General features: G+C 66.1%; 28 protein-coding genes. 6 read left to right on the top strand and 22 right to left on the bottom strand.

The window, feature by feature from the left end:
• Positions 1–79: 79 nt before the first annotated feature.
• From ON40_RS46000 to ON40_RS45990, 3 genes are all read right to left on the bottom strand, one after another.
• Positions 80–1282: a lipid-transfer protein gene (locus ON40_RS46000; protein ID WP_040832248.1), complete on the bottom strand. Its 1203-nt coding sequence runs from the start codon at positions 1280–1282 to the stop codon at positions 80–82.
• Complete coding sequence (locus ON40_RS45995) at positions 1275–1721, bottom strand: Zn-ribbon domain-containing OB-fold protein (RefSeq protein ID WP_444543732.1); 447 nt, start codon at positions 1719–1721, stop codon at positions 1275–1277. The genes ON40_RS46000 and ON40_RS45995 overlap by 8 nt, the downstream gene beginning before the upstream one ends.
• 63 nt (positions 1722–1784) lie before the next feature.
• Positions 1785–2186 carry a Dabb family protein gene (locus tag ON40_RS45990; protein ID WP_040832244.1) on the bottom strand — a complete coding sequence of 134 codons (402 nt, stop codon included), beginning with the start codon at positions 2184–2186 and terminating at the stop codon, positions 1785–1787.
• A gap of 109 nt (positions 2187–2295) precedes the next feature.
• Between ON40_RS45990 and ON40_RS45985 the strand changes: the two genes are divergently transcribed.
• A complete protein-coding gene (locus tag ON40_RS45985) occupies positions 2296–2931 on the top strand; it encodes a TetR/AcrR family transcriptional regulator (protein WP_083896441.1) in 636 nt (211 codons plus the stop codon).
• 360 nt (positions 2932–3291) lie between these two features.
• The gene (locus ON40_RS45980; RefSeq protein ID WP_040832360.1) at positions 3292–4518 is read left to right on the top strand and encodes a PucR family transcriptional regulator; all 1227 of its coding nucleotides are present in this window, start codon (positions 3292–3294) and stop codon (positions 4516–4518) included.
• 7 nt (positions 4519–4525) lie between these two features.
• On the opposite strand, the gene ON40_RS45975 is transcribed toward ON40_RS45980, so the two are convergent.
• From ON40_RS45975 to ON40_RS45895, 17 genes are all read right to left on the bottom strand, one after another.
• Positions 4526–5518, bottom strand: a complete 993-nt coding sequence (locus tag ON40_RS45975; RefSeq protein ID WP_040832240.1) for an RNA polymerase subunit sigma-70 — start codon at positions 5516–5518, stop codon at positions 4526–4528.
• Positions 5519–5535: 17 nt separating this feature from the next.
• A complete protein-coding gene (locus tag ON40_RS45970) occupies positions 5536–6528 on the bottom strand; it encodes an NADPH:quinone oxidoreductase family protein (protein ID WP_040832238.1) in 993 nt (330 codons plus the stop codon).
• Between the two features lie 225 nt (positions 6529–6753).
• Positions 6754–6993, bottom strand: a complete 240-nt coding sequence (locus ON40_RS45965) for a hypothetical protein (protein ID WP_040832236.1) — start codon at positions 6991–6993, stop codon at positions 6754–6756.
• A gap of 70 nt (positions 6994–7063) precedes the next feature.
• Complete coding sequence (locus ON40_RS45960; RefSeq protein WP_040832359.1) at positions 7064–7678, bottom strand: class I SAM-dependent methyltransferase; 615 nt, start codon at positions 7676–7678, stop codon at positions 7064–7066.
• A gap of 90 nt (positions 7679–7768) precedes the next feature.
• The gene (locus tag ON40_RS45955; RefSeq protein ID WP_040832234.1) at positions 7769–8623 is read right to left on the bottom strand and encodes an ABC transporter permease; all 855 of its coding nucleotides are present in this window, start codon (positions 8621–8623) and stop codon (positions 7769–7771) included.
• A gap of 2 nt (positions 8624–8625) precedes the next feature.
• The gene (locus ON40_RS45950; RefSeq protein ID WP_040832232.1) at positions 8626–9456 is read right to left on the bottom strand and encodes an MlaE family ABC transporter permease; all 831 of its coding nucleotides are present in this window, start codon (positions 9454–9456) and stop codon (positions 8626–8628) included.
• Positions 9456–10139, bottom strand: coding sequence for an Rv1363c family protein (locus ON40_RS45945; RefSeq protein WP_063713241.1), 684 nt, complete (start codon positions 10137–10139; stop codon positions 9456–9458). Before ON40_RS45945 ends, ON40_RS45950 begins: the two co-directional genes overlap by 1 nt.
• Before the next feature lie 32 nt (positions 10140–10171).
• Positions 10172–11449, bottom strand: coding sequence for an MlaD family protein (locus ON40_RS45940; protein ID WP_051194600.1), 1278 nt, complete (start codon positions 11447–11449; stop codon positions 10172–10174).
• Positions 11446–12561, bottom strand: a complete 1116-nt coding sequence (locus tag ON40_RS45935) for an MlaD family protein (protein ID WP_063713240.1) — start codon at positions 12559–12561, stop codon at positions 11446–11448. The genes ON40_RS45940 and ON40_RS45935 overlap by 4 nt, the downstream gene beginning before the upstream one ends.
• Positions 12558–13670 (bottom strand): MCE family protein, encoded by a 1113-nt coding sequence (locus tag ON40_RS45930; RefSeq protein ID WP_040832228.1) that lies wholly within the window; start codon positions 13668–13670, stop codon positions 12558–12560. The genes ON40_RS45935 and ON40_RS45930 overlap by 4 nt, the downstream gene beginning before the upstream one ends.
• Positions 13667–14734: an MCE family protein gene (locus tag ON40_RS45925; RefSeq protein ID WP_051194615.1), complete on the bottom strand. Its 1068-nt coding sequence runs from the start codon at positions 14732–14734 to the stop codon at positions 13667–13669. The genes ON40_RS45930 and ON40_RS45925 overlap by 4 nt, the downstream gene beginning before the upstream one ends.
• A 5-nt stretch (positions 14735–14739) precedes the next feature.
• On the bottom strand, positions 14740–15777 hold the full coding sequence (locus tag ON40_RS45920) for an MCE family protein (RefSeq protein ID WP_040832225.1): 1038 nt from the start codon (positions 15775–15777) through the stop codon (positions 14740–14742).
• Positions 15774–17081, bottom strand: a complete 1308-nt coding sequence (locus tag ON40_RS45915; RefSeq protein WP_040832223.1) for an MlaD family protein — start codon at positions 17079–17081, stop codon at positions 15774–15776. The genes ON40_RS45920 and ON40_RS45915 overlap by 4 nt, the downstream gene beginning before the upstream one ends.
• A 32-nt stretch (positions 17082–17113) precedes the next feature.
• Positions 17114–17314 (bottom strand): ferredoxin, encoded by a 201-nt coding sequence (locus ON40_RS45910; RefSeq protein ID WP_040832221.1) that lies wholly within the window; start codon positions 17312–17314, stop codon positions 17114–17116.
• A gap of 39 nt (positions 17315–17353) precedes the next feature.
• A complete protein-coding gene (locus ON40_RS45905; protein ID WP_040832219.1) occupies positions 17354–18124 on the bottom strand; it encodes an SDR family NAD(P)-dependent oxidoreductase in 771 nt (256 codons plus the stop codon).
• A gap of 29 nt (positions 18125–18153) precedes the next feature.
• Positions 18154–19422: a cytochrome P450 gene (locus tag ON40_RS45900; RefSeq protein WP_040832354.1), complete on the bottom strand. Its 1269-nt coding sequence runs from the start codon at positions 19420–19422 to the stop codon at positions 18154–18156.
• Between the two features lie 151 nt (positions 19423–19573).
• Positions 19574–20185 carry a TetR/AcrR family transcriptional regulator gene (locus ON40_RS45895; RefSeq protein ID WP_306305419.1) on the bottom strand — a complete coding sequence of 204 codons (612 nt, stop codon included), beginning with the start codon at positions 20183–20185 and terminating at the stop codon, positions 19574–19576.
• 273 nt (positions 20186–20458) lie between these two features.
• On the opposite strand from ON40_RS45895, the gene ON40_RS45890 reads away from it, so the two are divergent.
• Complete coding sequence (locus ON40_RS45890; protein WP_051194598.1) at positions 20459–21139, top strand: class I SAM-dependent DNA methyltransferase; 681 nt, start codon at positions 20459–20461, stop codon at positions 21137–21139.
• Here the strand turns inward: ON40_RS45890 and ON40_RS45885 are convergent.
• A complete protein-coding gene (locus ON40_RS45885; protein WP_083896440.1) occupies positions 21061–22632 on the bottom strand; it encodes an FAD-dependent oxidoreductase in 1572 nt (523 codons plus the stop codon). The two genes, ON40_RS45890 and ON40_RS45885, sit on opposite strands and share 79 nt — an antisense overlap.
• Positions 22633–22717: 85 nt before the next feature.
• Between ON40_RS45885 and ON40_RS55360 the strand changes: the two genes are divergently transcribed.
• Positions 22718–23899 (top strand): TetR/AcrR family transcriptional regulator C-terminal ligand-binding domain-containing protein, encoded by a 1182-nt coding sequence (locus ON40_RS55360; protein ID WP_245568285.1) that lies wholly within the window; start codon positions 22718–22720, stop codon positions 23897–23899.
• A gap of 86 nt (positions 23900–23985) precedes the next feature.
• On the opposite strand, the gene ON40_RS45870 is transcribed toward ON40_RS55360, so the two are convergent.
• Complete coding sequence (locus tag ON40_RS45870; RefSeq protein ID WP_040832216.1) at positions 23986–24498, bottom strand: hypothetical protein; 513 nt, start codon at positions 24496–24498, stop codon at positions 23986–23988.
• Positions 24499–24915: 417 nt separating this feature from the next.
• Between ON40_RS45870 and ON40_RS45865 the strand changes: the two genes are divergently transcribed.
• Both ON40_RS45865 and ON40_RS45860 read left to right on the top strand, forming a co-directional pair.
• Positions 24916–25398 (top strand): nucleoside deaminase, encoded by a 483-nt coding sequence (locus ON40_RS45865; protein WP_051194596.1) that lies wholly within the window; start codon positions 24916–24918, stop codon positions 25396–25398.
• A gap of 43 nt (positions 25399–25441) precedes the next feature.
• On the top strand, positions 25442–26299 hold the full coding sequence (locus ON40_RS45860) for an SCO6745 family protein (protein WP_040832212.1): 858 nt from the start codon (positions 25442–25444) through the stop codon (positions 26297–26299).

Raw genomic sequence — 26299 nt, 5'->3', positions numbered from 1 at the left:
GGCCGCGACGGTGCCGTTCTCGCCGCGGACACACCGAAAACCCGGGCAGGGCCCGGGTTTTCGGTGTGTCCGCTGCGGATCAGCGCGTGGCGATGATCGCCGAACCGTGGCCGAACAGCCCCTGGTTAACCGCGATGCCCGCCCGAGCGTTCTCCACCTGACGCCCGTCGGCCTGACCACGCAACTGCCAGGTGAGCTCGCAGATCTGCGCGATCGCCTGCGCGGGAATCGCCTCGCCGAAGCTGGCCAGTCCACCACTGGGGTTCACCGGCACGCGACCGCCCAAAGTCGTTGCCCCACTGCGCAACAACTCTTCGGCGCCGCCGACCTCACACAGCCCGATGTCCTCGTACCAGTCGAGTTCCAGTGCGGTGGACAGGTCGTAGACCTCCGCGAAGGACAACTCGTCGGGCCCGAGACCGGCCTCCTCGTACGCGGCGTCCGCGATCGCCGCGCGGAATGCGCGCGGCGGCGCGTCGAACGCCACGGCGGAGTCGGTCGCGAAATCCGGCAGGTCGAGAACGGTTTTCGGGAATGTCGGCGTCACCGTCGACAAGCCTCGGATACGGACCGGATCGGTGATGCCGTGGCGACGCGCGAACTCCATCGAGGTCAGCACCAGGGCCGCGCCGCCGTCGCTGGTCGCGCAGATGTCCAGCAGCCGAAGCGGATCCGATACGACCGCCGAGGCCGCGACCTCCTCGGCCGCGACCTCCTTGCGGTAGCGGGCGTACGGGTTGTTCAGGCCGTGGCGGGCGTTCTTCACCTTGACCGCGGCGAAGTCGTCGAGCGTGGCGCCGTGCAGCGCCATCCGGCGACGGGCGTACAGCGCGAAATAGATCGGGTTGGTGGCCCCGAGCAGGTGGAAGCGCAACCAGTCCGGATCGTCGCGGCGTTCCCCGCCGACCGGCTGGAAGAAGCCCTTCGGGGCGGCATCCGCACCGACCACCAGCGCGACGTCGGTCAGTCCGGCCAGAATCTGGGCGCGTGCGTTGGCGATGGCCTGTGCACCGGAGGCGCAGGCGGCGTAGCTGCTGGAGATCCGCGCACCCGACCAGCCCAGCGCCTGCGCGAAGGTCGCGCCGGACACGAAACCCGGATAGCCGTTGCGGATGGTGTCCGCGCCCGCGATATACCCGACGTCGCGGTGGTCCACCCCGGCGTCCGCCAAGGCCGCACGCGCCGCGACCAGCCCGTACTCGACGAAATTGCGGCCCCATTTGCCCCACTGGTGCATACCCGCACCGAGGACGGCGATGTCGCGATTGTTCGTATCAGGCATCGACCGGCCTCCACATCCACACCGTGTGCTCCGCTTCCTCGTCCTCGTACAGCACGCCGAGGGTCAACTCGACCGGCATGCCGACGGCCAGGTCGTCCACGGTCAGCCCGCGCACCACCTGTCCGAGGATCACCATCTGCTCGACCTCGAGTTCCACCGCCGCGACGACGTAGGGCTCGAACGGATCGGGCGAGACGTACGGCGCGGGCGGCTTGTACCGCGCATCGGCGTACGACCAGATCCGGCCGCGCGTGGAGAACAGGTATTCGGCCAGCTCGGAGCCGTCCTTCGGACTTGCACACTGCGGATTCCGGCAGGCCAGCGTGTTCCGCGGGAAGTACGGCGTGCCACACACCCCGCACCGACTTCCCACGAGACGCACCACACCGTCGTCCGCAGTGAACCAATCTGCCACTGCAGGGCGTTGTTCTTTCTGCACACCCCGACGTTATAGGAACACGTTCTACTTTGGCGAGACCTCCCGCCCAGTGGCCACTCGAAATCAGGCGATTCGGAAGTCCGGGATGGTTTTCATCAGTTCGGCCCATTCGGGGTAGTCGGCGAGTTTGCGGTCGTGCACGGCCATGATCTTCGCGGCCAGGTCGGGGTCGAGGTCGTCGGAGACGTCGGGGCCGATGGCCAGGCGGGACAGGTGCGGGATGATGTCCGGATCGCCGGCGAGGTGGACCGGGTCGTACATGTATCGCTCGAGGGCCGCGATGTCGGCGATGCCGACGCAGTAGCCGTGGGTGTAGCCCTCCGTGGGATCGCCGAGGTGTTGGCCGACGGCCGAGAACGATACGGATGCGACGGTCGAGGTGCGCCGCATCAGGGCCAGAACCTGGGCCTTCTGCTCCTCGCTGGTCTCGTCGCGGAATCCGAAGCGCAGCATGTGAACGATCATGACGATCTCCTGTATTGAACTTGCCGGTTCACTTTTGTGAACCGATTGAGAACATAGCTGGGCTGCACCAGTCAGTTCAAGGCTTTGCACCGGCCGATAATCTGTGGGAGTGACGAAAGCTGCGGGCGCACACGGCCGGATCGATAAGCGGCAGGCCATCCTCGACGGGGCCTTCGCGGTCTTCGCGCGCCGCGGCTACAGCCAGGCGTGCGTACAGGAGATCGCCGATGAGGCGGGAGTCGCCAAACCGACGGTCTACAACCATCTCACCGACAAGGAGACCCTGTTCCGGCACGCCATCGAAACCGTTGCCGACGCGGTCGGCGCGCAATGCGTCGACGCCATCGCGCCGTTGCGCGATCCGGTTCCGGATCTGCTTGCGGCACTGAATGATTCGGCACTTCGGCTGCTGAAGATCTGTGCGGGAGACCGGTCCCGGTCCCTTCGCTCGTTGACCAGCGCGCAGATGCCGGTCTTTCCGGATCTGCTCGAGATCGTGCAGGATCGAACGTCCGGCAGGGTCACCGAGGCGATCGGTGATCGAATGGCTCATCTGATGCTCGCCGGTCGCCTGCGATCGGCCGATCCGGCCACGGCGGCCGAACAGTTCCTCGCCCTGCTCACCGGGCCGCTGCAGATCCGCTCCCGGGCGGGTACCCGCAAACTCGCTCTCGCCGAGCTGCGCACACTCGCCGACGCCGCGGTCGACACCTTCCTGCGCGCCTACGAGAATCCGCCGACCTGACCCGAGCCGATCCTGCCCCCCGAAACCGTGATGGCCGAGCCCCTCGGATAGAGGGCCCGGCCATCACCGATTCCGCCAGTACCGTGGAACGCGAACACGTTTCGAGGGCACGAACCACATAATCCATTGCCTGCGGAGACCGGCCGGGCGGCTCAATGCTCTACCGATCTCCGCGTGCGAGTTCAATTCTCGCGGACCGCGCCGCCGAACCCCATATCGACGCCGACAAACTCGATCCGCCGTATTTTGTCGGTGCCGACAAGCCCGCCTCGACGGCCCGCACACGAGAACGCTCGCCGATTGCTCAGCGCCGTCGGCAGGATCCGGGTCTCCGGTGAACGGCCCGGTAACATCGCGTGGGTGCGTCGCCGTGAACCGCATCCGGACCTTCGGGATCTGCTGGAATCAGAACGACGGCGACTCGACGAAGTCGCCACCGAACTCGTCGTGATGATCCGGGACAGCATCGAGATGTACCGGGACGAAGCGGCTGTTCCCACAGCCCTGCTGCGACGATCCGCGCGCAGCAACCTCGAGGGCATCCTGAATTTCCTCGAGTTCGGCCAGGAGGCCGATATCAGCGCCGCTCGACGCACCGGTCAGGAGCGCGCGGCGCAGGACATCGCGCTGCCGGAGGTGCTGCGGGCCTTCCGGCTCGGATTCGTCTGCTTCTGGAACTGGATGCTCACCGCCGCCCGGGAACGCGACGAGCGCGCCGTCACCGCGCTGACCGATATGGTCTCCGAACTCTGGGTGCTCAGCGACGAATTCTCCACCGCCGTGACCGAGAGCTACCGCAGGGAGAAGACCAAACAGGCAGTGGCCCTGGACCGACGCCGTTCGGCACTGGTCGCCGGGCTCATCGATGGCACCCTCGGCGACCACCAGACCCCGTGGGAGATCGCGCAACTGCTGGATATGCCCTTCGAAGGCGCGTTCCTGGTGGTCGTGGCCGAAACCCCGCCGACCGATGGCCACGCCCTGCCGCATCTGGAGGACCACCTGTCGCTGCGCGACATCCGATCCGCGTGGCGCTCGCAACCGGATCGCGAGATCGGCATCGTGCACCGCAACCGCCGCCACACCACCGAGGGCCTGCTCGAACTGATCTCCACCACCGCCACCTCCCGAGTCGGCGTGAGTCCGGAGTACACCTGCCTGGACCGGACCTCCCGAGGCGCGAGATTCGCCAGCATCGCGCTGGAGACGATGCCCGCCGGATCCACCGGGATGAAACAACTACCCGACACCCCACTGGGCGAACTCGTACTCAGCCATCCGGATACGACCCGCCGCTTCGTCCGACGCGTCCTCGGCGAGATCCTGGCATTGCCCGACGAGGACCGCAGCACCCTGCTGTCCACCGCACAAGCCTGGATCGGCGCCCACGGTTCGGCCGCTGAGGCCGGACGCATCCTCTACTGCCACGAGAACACCGTCCGCTACCGCATGCGCCGCGTGGAGGAACGCCTCGGCATCGCCCTGGACGACCCGATCAAACACGCCGAATTCGCCGCCGCCCTCGAAGCCATCCAGGTCTTCCCGGACCTGTCCACCGTCCGCCTCGAGCCCGATCAGCGAATCTGAGACCGAATCACCCGCCCCGAATCGCCGCCGGGAAGCCGAATGTCGTGACCAGGGCCGGGTCGTGGAATTTGAGCACGCGGGAAACGCCTGTGGGAGTGGCGATCAGGACGACGACGCCGTCGGGCCGGAGGGAACCGTCGGTGCAGCGGCGGTAGACGACCGCGGCGGGGTGGCCGTTGGCGGTGGTGGGGAGCATGCGCCAGTCGCCGGGGGCGCCCAGGACGTAGGTGGCGAGCATGTGGATGCAGCTGCGGCGGCCGGATTGCCAGTCGGCGAACGGGGTCGCCTCGAGGGTGGCGTCGGCACGGAGGACCTGTTCGAGCATGCGGGCATCGGAGTGTTCGAAGGCGGCGATGTAACCGTCGAGCAGGGCGCGGGCTCGTGGATCGGTTGGTTCGAGCAGAGTTTCGCGGTTCGGGTCCAGGTCGTTCAGGCGGCTGCGGGCGCGTTGGAGGCCGCTTTTCACCGCGGCGGTGGTGGTGTCGAGGATTTCGGCGGTTTCGGCGGCGGAGAACGCCAGTACCTCACGCAGGACGAGAATCGCGCGCTGTCGCGCGGGCAGGTGTTGCAAGCCCGCGATGAGCGCCAACCGGAGCGACTCGCGCGCGATCACCACCGCGGCCGGATCGTCGGCGGTGGGGGTCAGCCAAGCCTCCGGAATCGGTTCCAGCCACGAAACCTCGCCCGGCCCAAGGAGGTTCGGGGGTCGATCGACCGCGTCACACGGACCGGACAGGCCGGAGGGCAGGACATGGATCGAGCGTGGTTCCAAGGCCGTCAGGCAGACGTTGGTGGCGATCTTGTAGAGCCAGGACCGCACCGAGGAACGCCGCTCGAAACCCGCATAGGCGCGCCACGCGCGAAGGTACGTCTCCTGCACCAGATCCTCGGCGTCCTGCGCCGAACCCGCCATCCGGTAGCAGTGCGCCAACAGCTCACGCCGAAACTGCCGGGTTTCGGCGGTGAACCGGTCTCGATCCGCCTGCGGATGCGATGTCACCGGCGAAAGCCTAGTACTCAGGGCACGAGGGCGAGTTTGCCGACCGTCGCCCTGGATTCCAGTTCCGCGAGTGCCTTCGGTCCATCGGCCAGGTCGTACACCGCGGGCTCGACGGGGGTCAGCACACCGGCCGCGATCAGCGCGGACAGCTCACCCATCACCTCCCCGAAGATCGCCGGTGCGGCCTGCATCAGCACACCGATATCGAGCCCGACGACGTGGACCTGATGCCGATATACCAACTCCCGGTTGGTGATCGGGACTTCGCCGCCTGCCAGCCCGTAGACGACGACACGTCCGGTGACCAGCTCGGCCGCCGCGAGACTTTCGGCGAACATGGCCCCGCCCGCCGATTCGAGCACCAGATCGACGCCGCAACCACCGTTCAGCATTCGCACTTCGGCAGCGAGATCACCACCACGAGAGTCCAATACGTGGTCGGCCCCCAGCGCCAGAACGGACTCGTGTTTGTCCGGTGAGGCGGTCGCGATGACCGTCGCACCGTAATGCTTGGCCATCCGCACCGCGGCCTGTCCGGTGCCGCCCGCCGCCGCGTGGATCAGCACGGTCTGTCCCGCGGTGATCCTGCCGAGCGGCACGAGCGCGGCCAGCGCGGTAGGCCAGTTCACGACCAGCCCCAGCGCTTGGCGATCCGTCCAGCCGGACGGCACCGGCATCACCGCGACCGCGGGCAGAACCATGTACTCGGCGAATGCGCCCGCACCGACACCGGCGACATGGTCACCCGATCGCAGACCGCTCACTTCCTCCCCGACCGCGACGATCTCACCCGCGGCCTCGAACCCTGCGACATACGACGGCTCCGGTCCGCCGGGCGACGTCCCGTGGGCCTGCATCACATCTCGAAAGTTGACCCCCGCCGCAGCAACCCGGATCAACACCTCACCCCGACCGGGACTCGGCACCTGCGCATCGTTGATCAGCCGCATATCCTGCGGTCCGTCCGAGGAGGTCTGCTGCAGCGCACGCATGGTCGTGGGAATACTCATCGGCGATCGGCCCTTTCGTTCGACACGTGTGAGAGGGCGATCCGGCACGGGCCGTTTCCCTCTCACCATGTAGACCACCGCCATCGTCGAAAGGAATCGGCCGCGAAGACGAATCCGTTCCGAGAGCCGTCGGCAATCGCACGTCGACATCCGCAAAACAGCGACCGAGCAGCTCCGACCCGCCGCGTAGACCAGGCGAGAACGAGGTTGTCACCGAGATCGGTGCTACGACGATCCGCCGGGGATCGCGCCGACCGCTGGTAGCACCAGACTGCACGTCACGGGTGCCGCGTGGGCCGGGTCGAGTGTGTTGAGCACGTCGCGGGCCGCGACGGGGTCCGAGGCGAGGGCCAGGTGGTCGGCCAGATCCTGAGGGCACTGGTCCTGCACCGTGATGTTCGTGGAATTCGGTTCCGCCACAATGCCGCTGGTGTAGGGGATCACCAATTCGTCCAGCCTGGTCACGATCTGGGTGTAGGCGACGCCCGGGACTTTTGTGGCTCGCCACAGAATGTGCGAGCCGGTGTTCGCGCGCTCAGGCGGTCCGGGAGAACACCGCCACCAGGAAATCGGATCGCGGGGTGAACGGGCGCAGGTCCCAGGTGGACAGGAGTACGTCGGCGTGCAGGCCCACCGATTCGGCGTCGGCGAGGAATTCGTCGAAGTCGTATCCGCGGCCGCTGCCGAATCCGACGACCACTCGACCGTCCGGGGCGGTGTGGCGGGCGAATCCGGCCAGCACATCACGTCGCGTGGAAACGGCGACGAAGCCCATCACGTTGCCCGCGCACAGCACCACGTCGAATTTCGTGGCGATCCCCTGTTCGGGCAGGTCGAGCTGGGCCAGATCACCGACCAGCCAGCGCGGGCCCGGGAAGTCGAGTTCGGCGGCTTCGATCAGTACGGGGTCGACGTCGACGCCCACCACCTCGTGTCCGGCCCGATGCAGATAGCCACCCAACCGTCCGGCCCCGCAGCCGGCATCGAGCACCCGCGAACCGCGCTCCAGCATCGCATCGACCATGCGTGCCTCGCCGAAGATGTCCTGCCCCTCGGCCGCCAGATTCCGGAACCGCTCCGCGTACCGCACCGAATGCGTCGGATCGGCGGCGGTGATCTCCTCCCACTGACTCAATACGCGCGAACTCATCGGCTGCTCCTTCCACACTCTCGGCCCGTCCCGAATCGTGCGGGCACAGACGATTCTGCGCGATAGCCCCGAGGTAACTTTCACCGCTCCCTAGCCGCTGAGCCGCGCGCCCGAATCGAATCCCCAGAGTGCCAGCGTCAGAAGGAGATTCACGCAGATCATGACCGTGATACTCGCGCGCATCGCCCGACCGGCAGCCACCCCGACACCTTCCGGCCCACCGCTGGAGTAATACCCGTAATAACACTGGATGGTCGTCGTGATCACCACGAACACAACGGCTTTCACCAGCGAGTACGCGATATCGGAGCCACTGAGCACCATCCGGAAATAGTGCTCGTAGGTGCCCGGCGTCCGGCTGCCCGCGACGCCGATGGCGATCTGGACGGCGAGGAAGTTCATCGCCAGACACACCAGATACAGCGGGACGATGGCCGCCACCGCCGCCATCAGCCGGGTGGTGACCAGATACGGGATGGATCGGATGGCCAGCGTTTCCATCGCGTCGATCTCCTCGGAGATGCGCATCGCGCCGAGTTGCGCGGTGAAGCGGCATCCGGCCTGTGAGGCGAAGGCGATCGAGGCCATGATCGGGGCCAGTTCCCGGGTCGAGGCCGTCGCGGAGATCAGCCCGGTCGCCGGGCCCAGACCCAGCAGTTTCAACGCGCTGTATCCCTCGATGCCGACCAGCGCGCCCGCGCTGGCGCCGAGCACGATGATGATTCCGGCGGTCCCGCCGCCCACGATGAACGACCCGTTCCCCCAGGCCACGACCGAGACCAGGCGCAGGAATTCATTGCGATAGTGCCGCAGCACCACAGGTATCGAAAAGATGGCGCGAACGAAGAAACGCCCCATATGCCCGAAACGCATGACCAGCCGCAACGGTGCGGCACTGATCCGCACGAGACCACCGAGGCCGATCGGATAATACGGTGCCGCCATCGCTACAGCGCCTCTCGCGGAAACAGCAGAGTGTAGATCTCGGTGAAGCCCACATTCACCACCATGAGCAGCACGATCGAGGCCACGACGGCAGCGTTGACCGAATCCGCCACACCACTCGGACCGCCCTTGGTACTGAGCCCCTTCTGACACGCGACCACCGTCACGATGAGCCCGAAGACGACCGATTTCACCACCGCCAGATACATGTCCCCGATCGTGGCGAAGGAGGAGAAGGTGGCCACGAAACTGCCCGGCGTCCCGCCCTGCACGTAGACGTCGAACAGATATCCGGCGATGAATCCGACGAAGGCGCTCAATCCGGTCAGCCCCACCGCGACCACCACACCGGCCGCCACCCGCGGCACCACGAGCCGATGGATGACCTCCACGCCCATCACGGTCATGGCGTCGATCTCCTCGCGAATCGTGCGAGACCCGAGATCCGCGCAGATGGCCGACCCCACCGCCGCGGCCAGCAGCATCGCCGTCACGACCGGTGCGGCCTGCCGGATGACGGCCAGCCCGCTCGCCGCACCCGCGAGCGAACTCGCGCCGACCTGTCCGGCGATCAGCCCGAACTGGATGGACAGCGTCGCGCTGATCGGCAATGCGACCGCGATGGTCGGCACATACGAGGTTTTCACCATGAATGCGGCCTGCTGCACGAACTCCCGGAATACGAACCGCCCGGTTGCGATATCCGAGATCAGGTATTGCACCGCACGAACACCCAGAACGAATTGAGAGCCGACGGTATCGAGCGAGGCGATGGGGTGACGACGCAGATAGCCGCGTCCCCAGCCTCTGATATCCGTTGCCGTGATCGTCATCAGGCCATCTCCACCTTCGCGGCCAGCCACCGGCCTGCGACCGATCGCATCGTCATGATGATCCGGCTCCGATCCATCCGCGGATCGGGACTCACCGCGTTGGTGATCTCCTGATCGACGAACAGCATGACCACGACCTGATCTCCGGACGCGCTCTGCACGCTCGCGTCCACGACCTTGCCGACACTGCGGGCCTTGTTATCGATCAGCATCTTCTTCAGCTGGCTGCTCGACTGCGCGTACATATTCTTGAAATCCCCGGTGGCCCCGTCCAGGACGTGGGTGTAGTCGTCATCGATGTGCTGGGAATCGATACTGGTGAGCGTCACGGCATAGGTCTGCGCGGTGGACAGTGCTTGCTGGGCCGCCGAATCGACCTCGTCGCGTTGCCGTAGTTTCCAGCCGAAAATTCCGGCGAACACCGAGGACACGATCGCGATGACGATGATCAGTGCGGCGGCGGCACGCACGAACCACCTTCTCGCGCTGCGCTTTCCGAGGTCGGATACGGTCTCGTCCGATCCGGCTTCGCCGTCCTTCCGGTCGTCGTCCCCGAGTCTGTCGCCCTGTGATCGGGCGTCATCGGATCGAACGCTCTCCGGCTCGTCGTTCTCGGACTTCTCGGTGACCGTCGAATCGGGATCGGTCCCCGGGACCTCCGACTCCAACTGTGCTGTCGACATCGGTCTACTCCTGAAATACGTTGCCGAGCTGATCATTTGGGCGGTATGTACGGCTCGGGCACGCCGCCGTACGGCGTGGGAATCGACCATCTGCCCTGCGGTGTCGGGTCGGTGGTCGCGAGCGGATTCACCCCGGGCGGCGGATGAGCCGTATCGTCACCGGGCGGCTGCGGCGCATTGCGCGCGCCACGCACTACCACACTCGGATCCGGATCCGTGCAATAGGTGTACAGATACGGCTCCGGATAATTCGGCACGGTGATGGGCTTGCGGGGCAGGTTGTAATCGCACTGTTTGCGGGGGTACAGATTCACCAGCGCCCACACCGCGTTGTCGTGAAACGCCCCGGCCAGCGCGTCCACCGCCGAACCCGGACGTTGCTTCGGGAAGAAGAACTCCCGCATCGCCGGTACGTGCAGATACGACATCTGCGCGACAGTGCCGAGATTCCCGAGCAACTGCACCATCGTCGGCGAATTGTCGGCGATGATCTGATCCATCGCATGAAGAGCCCGCGGGCTTTCGGTGACCAGAGTTCGGTATCCGCCGGTCATCTTGTCCACGCCCGCGGCGGTCCGATCCAGATCGGCAGCCGTCGCGGCCAGGCCCGGAGACAGATCACGAACCGTCGACAGCACGATTTCGCTGTTACGCAACAGGCTGACCGTCTGCGGCAGAACCGAACCCAGCGTCGTGATCAGGAAGGTGCCACCCTGGATGATCGCGGCCAGCTTCTCCGGGGCCTGCGGACTGCCGCCCAGCTCCTGCACGATCGAGGCGAGTTTCGCCGGATCCAGTTGCACGACAGCGCCGTTCATATCGCCGAGCAGCTTCGCCAGCGTCACCGGCGCAGAGGTCCGGTCCACGCCGACGGTCGCGCCATCGGCCAGATACGGTCCGGTCGAGGTCCGTGGCACGAAGTCCAGATACTGCTCACCGGCGGGCGAGAGCGCGGCCACCCGGGCCGTGCTGTCGGCGGGTATCTTCGCCGAAGCGTCGATCGCGGCCACCGCCACGACGACGCCGTCGGCGATATCCACCGATTTCACCACCCCGACCCGCACCCCGCGCACGGTGACATCCCGATTCGGTTGCAGCCCACCCGATTCGGCGAACCGGACGCGAACCAGATACGTCGACCGGAACGGATCTGCCTGCAGCGACCCGAAAATCAGATAACTCGCCCCCAGCACCGTCGTCAGCACCAGTGCGATCCACGAGACGGTCAGCCGATGGCCGGAAAGGTACGACACGACCGCACCGAGCACGTCCGTCGCCCGCTGCCCTCGGATAGCCGGCGCGGCGTTCATCGTCCGGGTCCGATCACCCGATCGTGCAAGCGCTGCAACGTATATGCCAACGAGCCGACGAAGTTCGCCCAATCGGTCCCGTCCGGAATCCGGGCGTCCGGATTTCCGGGGAAGTTGGGATCGGGCACCACACCGGCCGCGATCTTCGTGACGTCGGCATCCGCGCCCGCGCCGGTGGAGGAGGCCACCTTGCCGCCGACGATCCCGATCGACGCGTTCAGGACGTTGAGATCCAGTCCCGGCTGCTCGGCCGCGGCGTTCAAACCGGCCGACAGATTGTTCATATCCGTGATGAGACTGCGTTTTCCGGTTCCGTTCACCGACGGGAATCTCTGGAGCTCCCCGGCGATGCGACTCAATCGGGCCGCGAGATCGACGATGTTCTGCGTATTGCTGCCCACGGCCTGCACCGCGGGCCCCGCGGCGGCCACCGCCGCATTCACCGTGGACTGCTGTGCGGCGATCGTATCGGTCAGCGTTCCGGTGTCGCGGATCGCCGCCTGGATCTGATCGGATCGCTGTGACAACGTCCGAACCAGCGTCGAGGTCTGGGCAATCAAGTCCGCCAGGCGATTTCCGCGACCGTCGAGATCCGCACCGAGCCCGTTGACGACCTTCGCCAGATCGCGGACCGCGCCGCCATTCACCAGCAGGGCTGCCCGGCTCAGCACGGCCTCGATCGTCGCCGCATCCGACGTGGCGGGTTCCGGGATGACCGAACCGTCGTGCAGCAGTGCCGATCCCGCCGCGGCGGGCGTGGTCAATGCCACGAATACATCGCCCATCGGTGTGGCCGAACGCAATTCAGCGGTGGTGCCGACGGGAAGTTCTACGCCCGAGCGGATTCGCAGGGAGACCACGGCGGTGAAATCGTGCGCATTCATCGCCTCCACCTCGCCGATATCCGCGCCCTGCAACTTCACCTTCGCCTTGGTCGGGAGGTTCAGCGCATTGGCGAACTCGGCGGTGATCGTGTACGTGTGTGCTCCGACCGACGGCGCCGGCAGCGGCAGCGAATCCAGTCCGGCCGAACATGCCGTCGTCGTGAGCGCACCGACCACTGCGGCCGCTGTCACGCCGCGACGCACTGTCCGCATAACCTTCGCCGTCATTTCCGCACACCCGCAATTCCGGCCAGCATCGCCGTCACTCCGAAATCCGGGCCCATATCGGACGCCTTCCCGGTGGCGCACCCCAACTGTTTCAGCTGGAGCAGATTGCACACCTGTTTCACCATCTGGCCGTCCAGAGCGATCTTGTCGACGTTCACGTGCACGCGCCCGGCGCCGGCCTGCTGATCGATCGCGTTGTACGCGTTGTCGGTGACGAGCGGGAACAGATCCAGGAACTGCCCGATATTGCGCTGATAGTCCGCCAGACTCCGCACCAGCACATTCGCACCGGTCGCGGTCCCGGACACCGTAGCGCGTTCACGCTGCATGAGATCCGCTGTCTGCGTGATGATCTGGTCGAGTTTCGCGCCCGTGTCCCCCGATCCCAGGTTCAGATCCGCGAGCATCTCGCTCATCCGGTGCACGGCGGCGGCGAATGCGCGGACCTTCCCGTCATTGTCGGCGGCGGTGGTGGTCAGTGCATTCAGATCGTTCACGATCTCGGTGATGGCGTTCCTGGTCGCCGCACCGCCGTCGTCGCCCATGCGCAACGCCCGGGACAGCTCGTCCAGGGCGGCCTTGATATCCCCGCCGTTGTGTGTGGTCACCGATGCGCCGAGATCGACCATATTCGCCAGGGGCCCATTACCTTTGCCGTCTCCCCCGAGCGAGCGGGACAGGCTGTCCGCCGTGGACAGCAGGCTGTCGAATTCGACCGGCGTGCGCGTCCGATCGAGGGACAGCACCGCTCCATCGCCCAGCACCGGGCCGGTGCGATAGGCGGGCGTGAATTCGATGTGCCGATCGGTCAGCACCGAATCCGAGACCGTCACCGCTTTCGCATCCGCAGGAATCCGGATCGCCCGATCCAGGCTCATCCTGACCTCGACGAAATCGCCTCGCTGCGTGATGCTCTCGATCTTTCCGATCCGGATGCCGAGCACCTCCACCGGATTTCCGGTGTACAGACCCGCGGCATCGGCGAATTGTGCAGCCACCGTGATGGTTCCACTGCCCAACTGGGTCAACGGCACGCTCGCCACACCGAGGATCGCGGCGACCGCGACGAGGACGGCGATCTTCACCCACCGGGGCATACCCGCGCTCATCGGCACTCCTGCGAGTACGGGGAGATGTGCACCTGCGGTGCGCGGCCCACCAGCGCGCACATGAACGAGTCGAGGAATGCGCCGGAGGAGGCGGTCGCATCCAGTTCCGGTCCGGTGCCGGTCAGATTCGCCCAGGACTGCCAGGGCACCGGCAGGACCTGCAGGATATTGCGCAGCAGATCGTCGTGCCGGCTCAGCATGGCGGTGATCTCCCGCAAATTCCCCAGCAGCGCAACGATTTCGGGCTTGTCCCGGACCGCGAGCGGGGCGAGCCGGTCCACCAGCGTGGTGGTGGCGGCGACCATGGATTCGATCGCCTGTTTGCGGGTCAGCAGTTCGCGCAGCAGATCGCCGCCCTGATCGAACAGGGCTCCCAGATCCGTTCGCTGACTGTTGATCACGCCGGTCAACTTGCTCGTGGAGGCCAGCAGCGCACCGATCTGCCCGCGTCGTTCGGCGATGACGGTCGACAGCGTTCGGACATTCTGCATCACCGACGGAATCAGTTCGGGCAGGCCGTTCAACCGGCCGGACAGATCGGTCAGCGCCTTGGCCACCTGGTCGGCGTCCACCTGACCGAAGGTCGTGGTTGCGTCAGCGAGCGCGGATTCCAGATCATACGGAACACTACTGTGCTGCATAGGAATTCGGTCAGAGTTGCCCGAACCTGCCGGGTCGAGTTCGACATATCGGTTGCCCAGCAGGGTCGTGAGTTTGATCGCGGCCGTGGTATCCGGGCCGAGGCGCACCGAGTGATGGACGCTCAACCGCACCGCCACATGACCGTCGGTCAATCGGATCGTCGTGACATGCCCGACCGGCACACCGGCGATGGTCACCCGATCCCCCGCCCCCAACTGCGCCGCCTGCGCGAAATCGACTTCCACATCCTTGTCCCCGAAATTCATCGAATTGACCGTCAGCGCGATCACGATCGCGACGATCAGCCCACCGAGCGCGAGCAGGCCGAGCGATACCCGGTTGTACTCCTCGAGCGGCTTCCCGCGCCAACGGATTGCGCAGTGCGGCAGTCTCTTCCGCAACTCGCCGAACAGTCGTGGCATCCGGCTCACCTGCACTTGGCCGTGTGCTGGACGACTCCACCCGGAGTCAGTGCGGCGAGGATCCCCGGAATCAACGGTGACATGCCCGGAGCCAGCGAGAAGGTCACATCGCAGATGTCCGCATCCGCATAACCACCCTCCTGAGTGATGCGCGCCAGCCCTTTGAGAATGAACGGAAGGTTGAACCCCATGACACCGAACTTGTATTTGTTGTCCAGAAGATGTTGCGCGAACCCGGGATTCCGCTTCAGGAAAGCATCGAGTGCGGGCTGATCGGCGTCGGCGATCCGCGCCACGCGCTCGACCGTCCCCGAGAGATGATCCACCGACCCGAGCAGTGCATCCTTGTTCCGTTGCAGCCCTTCGAATATCGCGCGGGTCTGATCGATGACGGTGCCGAGATCGCCGCTGCGAGCGGCCAGGCCGTTCACGATCGTGGTGAGGTTCGTGATCACCTGTCCCAGGACCTGATCCGGACCGGCGAAGGACTGCGCGAGTTCGGTGGTCTCGGCGACCAGCGCGGTGAGCGCTCCGTTGTCGCCCTGCAATGCGGTGATCAGAGCCTGGGTGATGTTGTCGATCGCGCTGCGGTCCAATGTCCCGAACAGCGGCTCGAATCCCTTCAGCAGCTTGGAGATGTCGAAGGACGGCTCGGTGTTCCGCACCGGGATGACCGCTCCCGCACGCAGTGCCGCCGGGGAGCCGTGCGTGCCCCGGGACAGACCGAGATACCGCTGACCGATGAGATTCTGATACGTCACCGAGACCACCGTGGTGCCGAAAAGTGTTTGATCACGCTGGATTTCGAATCCGACCCGGGCCAGATCGCCGTCCAGTTCGATCGAACCCACTCGGCCGACCCGTACACCGGCCATTCGGACGTCGTCCCCGGTACTCAACCCCGAGACATCGGTGAACATGGCCGAGTACTTCGTCGTGGCACCGCTCACCCCACGTTCGAGCGTGACGATGACGGTCCAGGACAACAGCACCGACACCACGACGAATACGACCAGCACCAGCAGAGATCGTCGGTAGCTCACCGCGCGCCTCCGCTCGGATCCGCGGCCACCGCCACAGTCGCCCCACGCGCCAACGGTCCGAACAGAATGTCGGCGGCGGCATTGGGCGTCCCGCCCAGTATGTCGGCGATCTGCTGCTGTTCCGCCGCACTGCCGACCGGACCGATATCGGTCACCGACAGATCCACGGGCCGAAATTCACCGGGTCGCAGCAGATTCGGCATCGGCCCCGGCGCAGCGGCGATCTCCGGCGCGGTCGAACAGCTGGTCCCGGCCAGAGTGCCGTAGCGGGGGCAGTCGGCCCGCGTGTACTGCCGGTTCGGGGTCAGCTGCACGATCACCTTCGCGGTCACCCGCTGGACGCGCGGATCGAAGGTCTGGTTGAATTTGCCGCTCATCCGGATGACCGAACTGCTGATCTGCGGAAAGTGGCTCGCCCCGTCGCCCAGCACATCCAGCGCGGGCGACAAGTGGGTGGTGATGGAGATCAGGCGATCGGTATTGTGCCCCAGAGTATTTCCGATCGTATCGAAGGTGTGTACCCCGCCGGTGAGCAGATCGGTCAGCTGCTCGCGCTCTCGGGCGACGGTCAGCATCGGCCCGATGGTGTGGTGCAGCGTATCGAGCAGCTCCGGCGCGGTCGCCTGCACCTCGCGCAACGACGTCGAGAGCGCGTCCAGTGTGGACGGCGCGGCCTGGACCGATACCACCTTGTTCAGCTCGACGACGATCCGGCGCAGCTGCGCACCCGCATCCGCGAGCGACGCGCCTCGCCCAGAGGTGGCCTCGGCCAGGGTCGCCAGCATTCCGACGGCGGTATCGGTCCGGTCCCGACCCACCGCGTCCAGGATCCGGCGCAGCTGATCCAGCGAGGTCTGCAACCGCACGGTCTCCTGGCTGTGATCCTGCCGAATCAGCGCGTTGCCGGTCACCGCGGGGGCGGATCCGTTGTAGAGCAACTGGATCGAGGGCACCGCGAAGACATTGCTCGGCACCACGCGAGCGGTCACCGAGCGCGGGATCTGCCCGGAGTATCGCGGATCGAGCCGGATGTGCACGTAGTTCATCCCCGGTTCGGGCGCCGGCGAGACCCCGGTCACCAGCCCGACCCGAACACCCAGGTACTTCACATCCGATTTGGCGGGCAGCCCGTCGCCGACGTCGGCCAGCACGGCGGTGATCGGCACCGTCCGGCGGAACGCACCGCGCGAGACCGCGACCATCGCCGTGGCGATCCCGGCGACGACGAGGAGAAAACAGACGCCGCTGAGCAGCAGGCGCAGCGCCGAGGGGCCCCGCCCGTCGGGCTCGAACAGGATGGACACTGCTCACTCGCTCCCGCGCCCGGAACACACTCTCATGATCGCGACCCTCCGAGCGAAATCGCCAGTGTCGGACAGGCATCCACCGCCATGCGAACCTTCGGCTCGATGTCATCGGGTGGATTCGGATCCACGACGGTGGACAGATCGTCCGCACCGACCTCGAATACGGTCGGCGCGATACTCGCGCACAGTGCGTGACCCTCGCACCGGTGCTGATCGATGTGTATCTCCATGACTTCCTCCGAATACCGGTCCGCCAATGCTCCGACCGTTCAGATGTACAGACCGCCGTTGACACCGATCAGCTGACCGGTGACGAAACCCGCACTGTCGGAACACAAGTAGGCGCATGCGGCCGCCACATCCTCGGGCGTGCCCACCCGCCGTACCGGTGTCATCGGCGCGATGACCTCCACACCGGGAAAGAATCCCGCCTGGGTGGCCTGCTGCGCCATCGGCGTATCGATGATCGAGGGCGGAATGCTGTTGACCGTAATGCCTTTCGGCGACAGCTCGGCCGCAAGCGCCTTCGTCAGGCCGATCACGCCGCCCTTGGAAGCGACGTAGTGCGCCATATTCTTGGCCCCGGATTGCGCACTGGACGAGGAGATCGTCACGATACGGCCCCAGCCTGCCGAGACCATGTCGGGAACCGCAGCCTGAATACAGGAGAACGTCCCGTTCAGATTCACCGCCAGAATGCGATTCCACTGCTCCCGGGTGATCTCCTCGAATGCCGTGTACTCCTCCACTCCGGCACTGGTGACCACGATCTGCACCGGCCCGAAATCCTTGCGCACCAAGCGAACCGCCGCCTCGACGGAGTCGGCGTCCGCGACGTCCACCTGGTAGGCGACCGCCTGCAGACCATCCGCGACCAGTTCGGCCGCCGCCTTCTGTGCGGCCTCCGCGCTCAGATCGAACAGTGCTACCCGGTGCGATTCCTGTGCAAGCCTTCGCGCAATCGCCAGACCGATGCCCGAAGCAGCACCGGTAACAATTGCCACGCGTGACGGACTTTCGCTGCCGTTCGTCTCGACCATCGGTATTCCTCGCTTGTCATCTCGCGACTTCAGTCCGCCGGCGTGAATTCGATGTGCAACGAGCTCAGGCCGCGCAGGACGTAGGTCGGCTCGTACTGGAAATTGCGCGCATCCGCCGGGCCGTGTTCGGCCTCCGAGATCCGGATGTCGCGCATCCGGTGCAGGATCCGTTCGAAGCTGACCCGAGATTCCATGCGCGCCAACGGACCTCCCGGACAGGTGTGGATGCCGCGGGCGAACGAGATGTGCTCGCGCGCATTGGGACGATCGAGCACGAATTCACCCGGATCGTCGAATCGCGACGGATCCCGGTTCGCGGCACCGGGCAGGACCATCACCATGCTGCCCGCCGGAACCTCGACACCGCCCAGCGTGGTGGCCTGGCAGGCCAGCCGGAAATCGGTCTTGACCGGCGCTTCGAGCCGCAGACACTCCTCCACGAAACTGCCGATGCGGTCGGTGTCCTCGCGCAACTCCTGCTGGATCCGCGGGTTCTCCGCGAGCACCCGCAGCCCGGCGGTCATCAGCTTGGCGGTGGTCTCCTGTCCGGCGGCGAACAGGAACGAGGCAAGATGGACCAGGTCGGCGATCTCCGGCAGCGAACCGTCCGGGAATCGCGCGGAAGCCAAGGCGGACAACACATCTGCGCCCGGATCGCGCCGACGCTCCGCGAGATAGCCGGTGAAACGTTCGGCCAGGAATTCCAGCGGATTGCCGACCATCACCTCGTCGTCGATCGCGCCCGGCGGCGTGGTGTCGGACAGCGCGCGCCGGAAATCGGTGTAGTCCTCCTCCGGTACGCCCAGCAGATTGGCGATCACCAGCATCGCGAAGGGCTGCGCGTAGTTGCGCAGGAATTCGGTCCGGCCCTGCTCGACGAACTCGTCGAGCATGCGATCGGCCTGCACCCACATGAACTCCTCGTTCTCCCGCAGCCGGCGCGGCGTGAACAAGGCTTTGAGCAGGTCACGGTGCATGGTGTGCTTCGGCTGGTCGAAGGTGACCATGTGCTCGTGCAGCGGGAACGCCTCGCGATGTTTCTCGATCAACGCGCCGATGTCACCGTCGGCGGGATCGAACGGCAGGCCCGGGAACGGCCCGGTCGGTGCGATACAGCTGGAGAAGGTCCCGTGGTTGCGATACACCTCCACGGCGGCGTCGTACCCGGTCACCGCCAGTACGCCGTGGTGCGGCTCGCGCGCCACCGGACACCGGGACCGCAGCGACTCGAAATAGGGATAGGGGTTTTCGACAATCGATTTGTCGGTGAAGAAGTCGATCTCATCGAACATGCTCACGACGGACTCCTGGTGAAGAGGCAGCATCGGCGCTCTCCGCGCCCGAATGCTAATCATGTGCTCAGCAATGCTGAGCACATGCTTAGCACACCCGGGCGAAGGCGGTCAAGGTTTCCGGCCCTGACCAGGACCGACGTGAGAGGCGCGAAAGTTACTCGTCCACAACCGTTTCCGCAGGCGGGTCACCCAGACGCGCCAGATGTTCCCGCACGAAGGACAGGGTTTCCTCGTGCGCGGTCGTCATGCCGAGCGCACCTTCCAGCGCCATCGTCCGGGACACTCCGGCCATCACGAAGGCCACCACCTCCGGGGGCCACACCTCCGGATCGATGCGGTATCGCCGCAGCACGGTCCGCACGATATCGATCTCGGCCTCGCGGAAGCGGCGCGAATAGTCGACCAGCGCTTCACGAATCACCTTGCGGTGGTTGGCCAGTGCGACGAACTCCATCGTCAGCGCCCCGCTCGAGGCCGCCTCGAGGTCGAACGCCCACAACGCGCGCAACGGATTCTCCGCCGCCAGAATCGTCGCCTGACGTTTCAGGCCCTCCTCGGCGCGCCGCTGGAACACCGCGAGGAACAGATCGTCCATGGTCCGGAAGTAGTAATAGACCAGCTGATACTTCAATCCCGCCTTACGGGCGACATTGCGCGAGCTGACCGCGGCATAGCCCTCCTCGAGCATGAGTTGCTCCGCCGCATCCAGCAGCACCGTCCGGTTCTTCGCGTCCGGCGAACCGATCCGCCGTGTCGATGCCATCATCCGACCTCCGAAATCCACGTCACCGAAATACATGATCGCGGCGCACACCCGCCGAGTTTCGGCCGGGCACCCGACAACCGCCTGTGCGGCATCGTCTCGTATCCGTCGTAGCATGCTCGGACGTGCCCGTCGGACACGCCGTCCCGGATCAGCCGCGAAACGATCGACCGGCCGCTGACGTGTGCGGTACGCACTGGCATCAACGCTGCCTCCGCAACTCCCGTGGCAGGTATCGTCTCGATGTCGGCACAGGCGAGGGTTGGGGTGCGAACCATGGAACAGCCGGATTCACCGCAGGACATCGCGGCCTTGGAGCATCGGTTGCGGCGCCGGGCCGAGCAGGCTGCCGCATTCGATCATCTTGTGCAACAGTATGATTCGGCCTTCGCACACCGGCCCGAGCAGGATCGCGCGGTGGCCCGGCTGATCGAGCGGCTCCGCCCCGGGGCGCGCGTGCTGGATGTCGGCTGCGGGACCGGGGTGCCGACCGCGCGCCAACTGGCCGATGCCGGACTCGAGGTGGTCGGGATCGATATCTCACCTGCCATGGTCGCGGCCGCCACCGTGGCGGTTCCCGAGGCGAGCATCCGCTGCTGCGATATCGTGGATCTCATCGAAACCGGCTTCGACGCCGCCGTCGCCTTCTTCTCGCTGCTGATGCTTCCCCGCTCGGAAATCCCACTGGCACTGTCGATTCTGCACGATGCCGTCGAGCCGGGCGGCTATGTTCTGCTCAGTATGGTCCAGGCCGATCTGGATGACACGCCGATCGAATTCCTCACCACCGACGTGCGCGTCAGTGGTTATCCGCGTGCGGAACTGCGCTCGGTCGTGGAACAGGCGGGCTTCACGATCGAGCAGTTCGAGGTCGTCTCCTACACCCCCGCCACACCGGAGGCGGTTCCCGAAGTCGAGCTGTACGTCTCCGCGCGTCCGTCGATCGCGGCCAGGTAGTCCGAGACCGCTTGTGCGTCACCGGAATCGGAGATCAGCCCGATATAACCATCGGGACGGATCAGCACGAGGGTACGGCCACCCGCACCGTAGGCATCCACGAGGTGGCCTTCGGTATCGGCGATCTCGCCGGGGCCGGTCGGTTCTTCGACGACGTGGAAAGTCCTGAGATCGAGCCTCGTCTCGACCTCGGACGTGCCCCCGAAGCTCAGCAACGTGAAGCGCCCGCCGCGCGTCAAGTCGAACAGCCGGTGCGGACCGTTCGCCGTGTACAGTCCGGTCGCATCGGGGGCGCGGTCACCGGCGCGGAGCGGGGCGGTCCAGTCGCGGTCGTCGCGTGCCAGAGCGGAGTCGCGATAGCCGATGGTCAGCTGCATCGTGTTCGCATCGCCGCGGGTGACCAGGCCCCTCTGCGCGATCGTCTGCTCGAGCCGCGCGTTCGACAGGGCCAGGACACCGGCGGCGACCGGTCGCCGCTCGGTCTCGTAGGAGTCCAGCAGCGCCGCCGATCCACCTCGTACGACGGCCGCGAGTTTCCAGCCGAGGTTGTGCGCGTCCTGGATACCGGTGTTCATCCCCTGACCGCCGGCGGGCGAATGGATGTGCGCCGCATCGCCTGCGAGGAACACCCGCCCCTGGCGAAATCGGTCGACGAGTCGAATATTGGCCCGCCACAATGATTTCCAGGTCGGTTCTTGCAGACGAACATCGGTACGGCCGCTGCGCCGGTTCAGGATCGCCTGCATGTTCGCCAGGTCGAGTTCGGCATCCTGGCCGGGCTCGATCATCGCCTGATACTGGAAGACGTCGGTCGAAGGCAGCGGGCAGAGGCTGACCAGCCCCTCGTCATGCCGCCACATGTGCCAAGCGTCGCGATCGAGGCCCTCGACGGCGAGATCGGCGACGATCATCCGCACCTCTTCGCGGGTCTCCCCGGCGAAGGCGATACCCGCCTGTTTGCGCACGACGCTGTGGCCACCATCACAGCCGACCAACCAGCGCGCGGTGGTCGTCTCGAGCTTTCCGTCTTGTCTGATCACCGCCGACACGGCCTCGTCCGATTGTTCGAAACCCTCCAGCGTCGTACCGAATTCGACCTCGCCGCCGAGTCCGGCCAAGCGCAGTCGCAACGCTTCCTCGATCCGCCATTCGGGCGTGAGCAGACTCGCGGGATACGGGATGTCGGGTCGATTCTCGAACGTCGTGGCATTGCTGAGCGTCACCCGGCCGTCGGGTGCGGTCGAACGAATCGGCATCGCCATCCGGCCGTTGGCCACCACGCGATCGACGATTCCGAGATCATCGAACACCTCGAGGGTGCGCGGCTGGATCCCCTTGCCACGCGAGCCCGGCCGCGGACCCGGCTCGGCCTCGATCAGGCGCAGGGAGATACCGCGACGAGCCAGCTCGCAGGCCAACGTCAGCCCGGTCGGCCCGGCCCCGACGATCAGCACCGTCGGCATATTCGGCGACTGCTTCGCTGTCTCGGTCATCGCCCGTCTCCTGATAAGAAAGGAAATACTTCTCTTACAGAGTAGGGCTCTTGTCTGGAAATGCAATCCTTTCTACTGTGGGATGATGGCCACAGAGGCGTCCGAACCGGTCCGTCGCCGCCGATACGGCGCACAGCTCGAATCCGCACTGCTCGAGGCCGGATGGGCCGAGCTGGTCGAGGTCGGGTACGCCCGTCTGACGATGGAGTCGATCGCCCTTCGCGCGCAGACCAGCGAGGCCGTGCTCTACCGGCGCTGGGCCAACAAGGACCAGCTCGTGGTCGCCGCGATCGACCATCACCGCGACGCGAACCCGATCCGGACCCCCGACACGGGCAGCGTGCGCGGCGATCTGCTCGCCGAGCTCACGACCGAAAGCGAAGCTCTCGCAGGATTTTTCGCGATTGCCGCGGCGGCCGCATTCTCCGGCCTGCTCGCCGATACCGGCCGGACTCCCGCGCAGGTCCGGGACGAGATCCTGGCCGGCCGGTCACTCCCGCCCGTTCGGACCATCTACCGCCGCGCCCACGACCGCGGCGAGGTCGATCTGGAGCGCATCCCCGCCGCGGTTCTCGCGATGCCCTTCGACCTGGTTCGACACGACATGCTCATGGAACTCGAACCGCTTCGACCCGAACGCATCCGCGCGATCGTCGACGAACTCTTCCTGCCTTTGGTGCAGAACTTCGAGGCAGGCCGGAACACGCACGTCGACCGAACGGGCCCGGAGGGTGACAGCCGACGACCCGAGACCGCCCATCGACGAACAGTTCAGCCTCAGACAGTTAACTCCTTAACTTTTAGCGAATCAGCCGCAGCAGATCCGGTGCCCACGACCGAACGCAGCCTCGAACTCTTCCGCTCGATCCTGTCGGCACAACGCAAGGCCGCCGAGACATGGATCCGCACCCGCGACCTCACCTTCGAGCAGGCCATGGTGCTCGGATATCTACAGCAGCGACCGGGCGCGATCCAGCGCGAGATCGCCCGGATGAGCCACACGACACCGGCGAACGTCTCCCTCCTGCTCAGAGGGCTCGAGCGCCGCGGACTCGTCGAGCGCCGCACCGAAGGCGGCAACGAACGCAGCAAGTGCGTCTACGCCACGTCAGCGGGTATCGAACTCATCGCCGGGCTCGACGCCGCGATGGCCGAAGTGGACGAGGCGATCTTCGCTCCACTCGACGATGCCGAGCGAATCGGCCTGCAACGCCACCTCGACAAAATCAACGCGCAACTTCCGGGGACACCCGAACCCAGAGAGTGAAGCTGGTCCGATCAGAAGCCAGCCGCCCGATCGCGCATCATGGCGGGACCGGAATCCCACGCCGCCCGGCTGCTGCCGAGGTGCGCTCAGATGAGATCCGCCGACTGCACAGGTAGATCGGTTCGAGTGCGTTCACCGTCGACGCCCGTCCCCGGCCACAGCCCGCCACACGGCAGCGGCGGTAGGTCGGGGTTCAGATCGTGATCGATGGTGACGGACGCGTCCGGATGGTCTCGCATGCGCTCGGCGAATTCCTCGGCCACCGCCTGCGGGCATTGATAGTCCAGATGGATTCCCACCGAGCCGAAGACGATGTGCACGTGCCGCCGCGAGGTGCTCAGCACGTAGCGGCCCGAATCGACCAGTATCTGCAACGCTGCCCGCCGTGCCGAACATTCGGTACCCGCGCAGGTCCGGTGTCGCTGCATGATCAGGTGGGCTTCGGCGATGGTCAGATCTTCCCGCCCGTTCGTGCAGCTGATACTCGACCCGGGAAGCGATTCGAGTGGTTCGCCGTCGGACTCGTCCTGCGCGCGTGTCGGTGCCGGTGTGGTCGCGACGTCTGTGTGATCGATCGTCGCGGTGGTCGCCCGCGGCATCACCGGGCTCCCGGAACTCTCATGGCACATATCGTTCTCTGGCAGGTGACCGGCTCTGCTGCACTCCTCGGAGTGCGGCTCCGGCAGGTATAGCGATGGACGCTACACCTGACTCCATAGAACTGTCCAGACAGGAGTCCATCGCACTCTCGGTTCATGAGCGGACCGTTTGGTTTTTCGAACCCGCTCCACAATACCTACTCGATCCCGATTCCTGACAGTTGGATCCCACACGGTGGAACACACCGGGCTCGCCGTCCCGAGCACGGCGATGCTGCTCGGTTGCCGCGCGGAGATTTCCGGCCCGCACACGCGGTCCGATGCGTAGTAGGTTCGGTCCGGATGCACGACCTGGACGGGATGTCGCCAGGAGCACGACGGCCGGCATGCCGCATGACCATCGGAAATGGAGGCACGATGAACGAACGTGAGGAACTGCTTCTGCGACAGGCGATTTCGCTTGCCGACGAGGCTTCCGATCGAGGTAATCGTCCATTCGGTGCGGTGATCGCGTCCTCCGAGGGGGCGGTGATCGGCGAGGGTCGTAACGAGGTTGCCGAGAGCGGGGTCGTCACCGCGCACGCCGAACTCGTGGCGATCGATGCCGCGACCGGGGCCGGGCGGACCGGCGGGATGGTCGGCGCGACGATCTACGCCAGCGGTGAACCGTGCCCGATGTGCAGTGCGGCGGCGGTCTGGGCCGGAATCGGCAGGATCGTATTCGCGGCGGCCGAACCGGAGTTCGCCGCCGTCATCGGCGGGTATCCGCGCTTCGGGTTGCGCTGCGCCGAGGTGGTCGGCTCCAGTGACGCGGACGTGGTCGTCTCGGGCCCGCATCTCGGCGGCGAGGCGCTCGCGCCGTTCCGGCGATACCGCGAGAGTTCCGCGGGCCGCGCATGATCCGCGACGCCCGCACGAACCCGGCGGTCGTTATGGTGGATCGATGAGCGAAACCTCGCGGCGCATGTGGGAACTGATGGAGCCGTACCACGCGGTCACCTACTTCGCGCCGGAATCCCAGCAGCTATGCGAGGCGCTGGGTGCCAAGGGTTTCTGGATGAGCTACTTCGCACTGCGGGCCGCGCCGCTGGGCCCGGTGCCGGCCGAGGTGGTCGTCGCGACGTTCTACAACTTCCATCCGCGCAAGGTCGGGCACGCCGTCCCCGCCGCCTGGGAGGCCGCCTCCCCCGCGGACTATCTGCGGGCACGTCGGGAGAGCGTCTCGCAGGTCCTGCATCGGCTTCTCGGCGACGAGATCCACGCGCCAGGCCTGGTCGAGGCCGCTGAGCTGGCTCGCACGGCCGCACTCGCCGCGCCGATCGCGGGCCGCCCGCTCGGCGCCGCGAACGCCGCACTGCACTGGCCGAGCGAGCCGCACCTGATCCTGTGGCACGCCCAGACGATTCTGCGCGAATCGCGCGGCGACGCCCACGTCGCCGCACTGCTGTCAGGCGGTTTGGATCCGTGCGAGGCCCTGGTCGTCTTCGCCGCCGACGGCAAGGTCACCGCCGAGCGTGTCCGCACCTCACGCAGTTGGACCGAAGCCGAATGGGATTCGGCCACCACCCGTCTGCGCGACCGCGGCCTGCTCGACGGCTCCGACACTCTCACCCCCGACGGCCGCGCCCTGCGCGCCTGGGTCGAGGACCGCACCGATCAAGCCTCCCAGCAGCCGTGGAACGTCCTGGGCCCCAACGGAACCGAACGTCTGGCAGAGCTGATCCACCCCCTCACCCGCACCATCGCCAACAGCAACGCCTTCGCCGAAGACAATCCGATGGGCCTACCGAAACCGGCCTGA

It is taken from the genome of Nocardia jiangxiensis NBRC 101359 (assembly GCF_000308615.1).
Classification (GTDB): Bacteria; Actinomycetota; Actinomycetes; order Mycobacteriales; family Mycobacteriaceae; genus Nocardia; species Nocardia jiangxiensis.
This window is presented reverse-complemented; position numbering and strand designations above follow the sequence as displayed.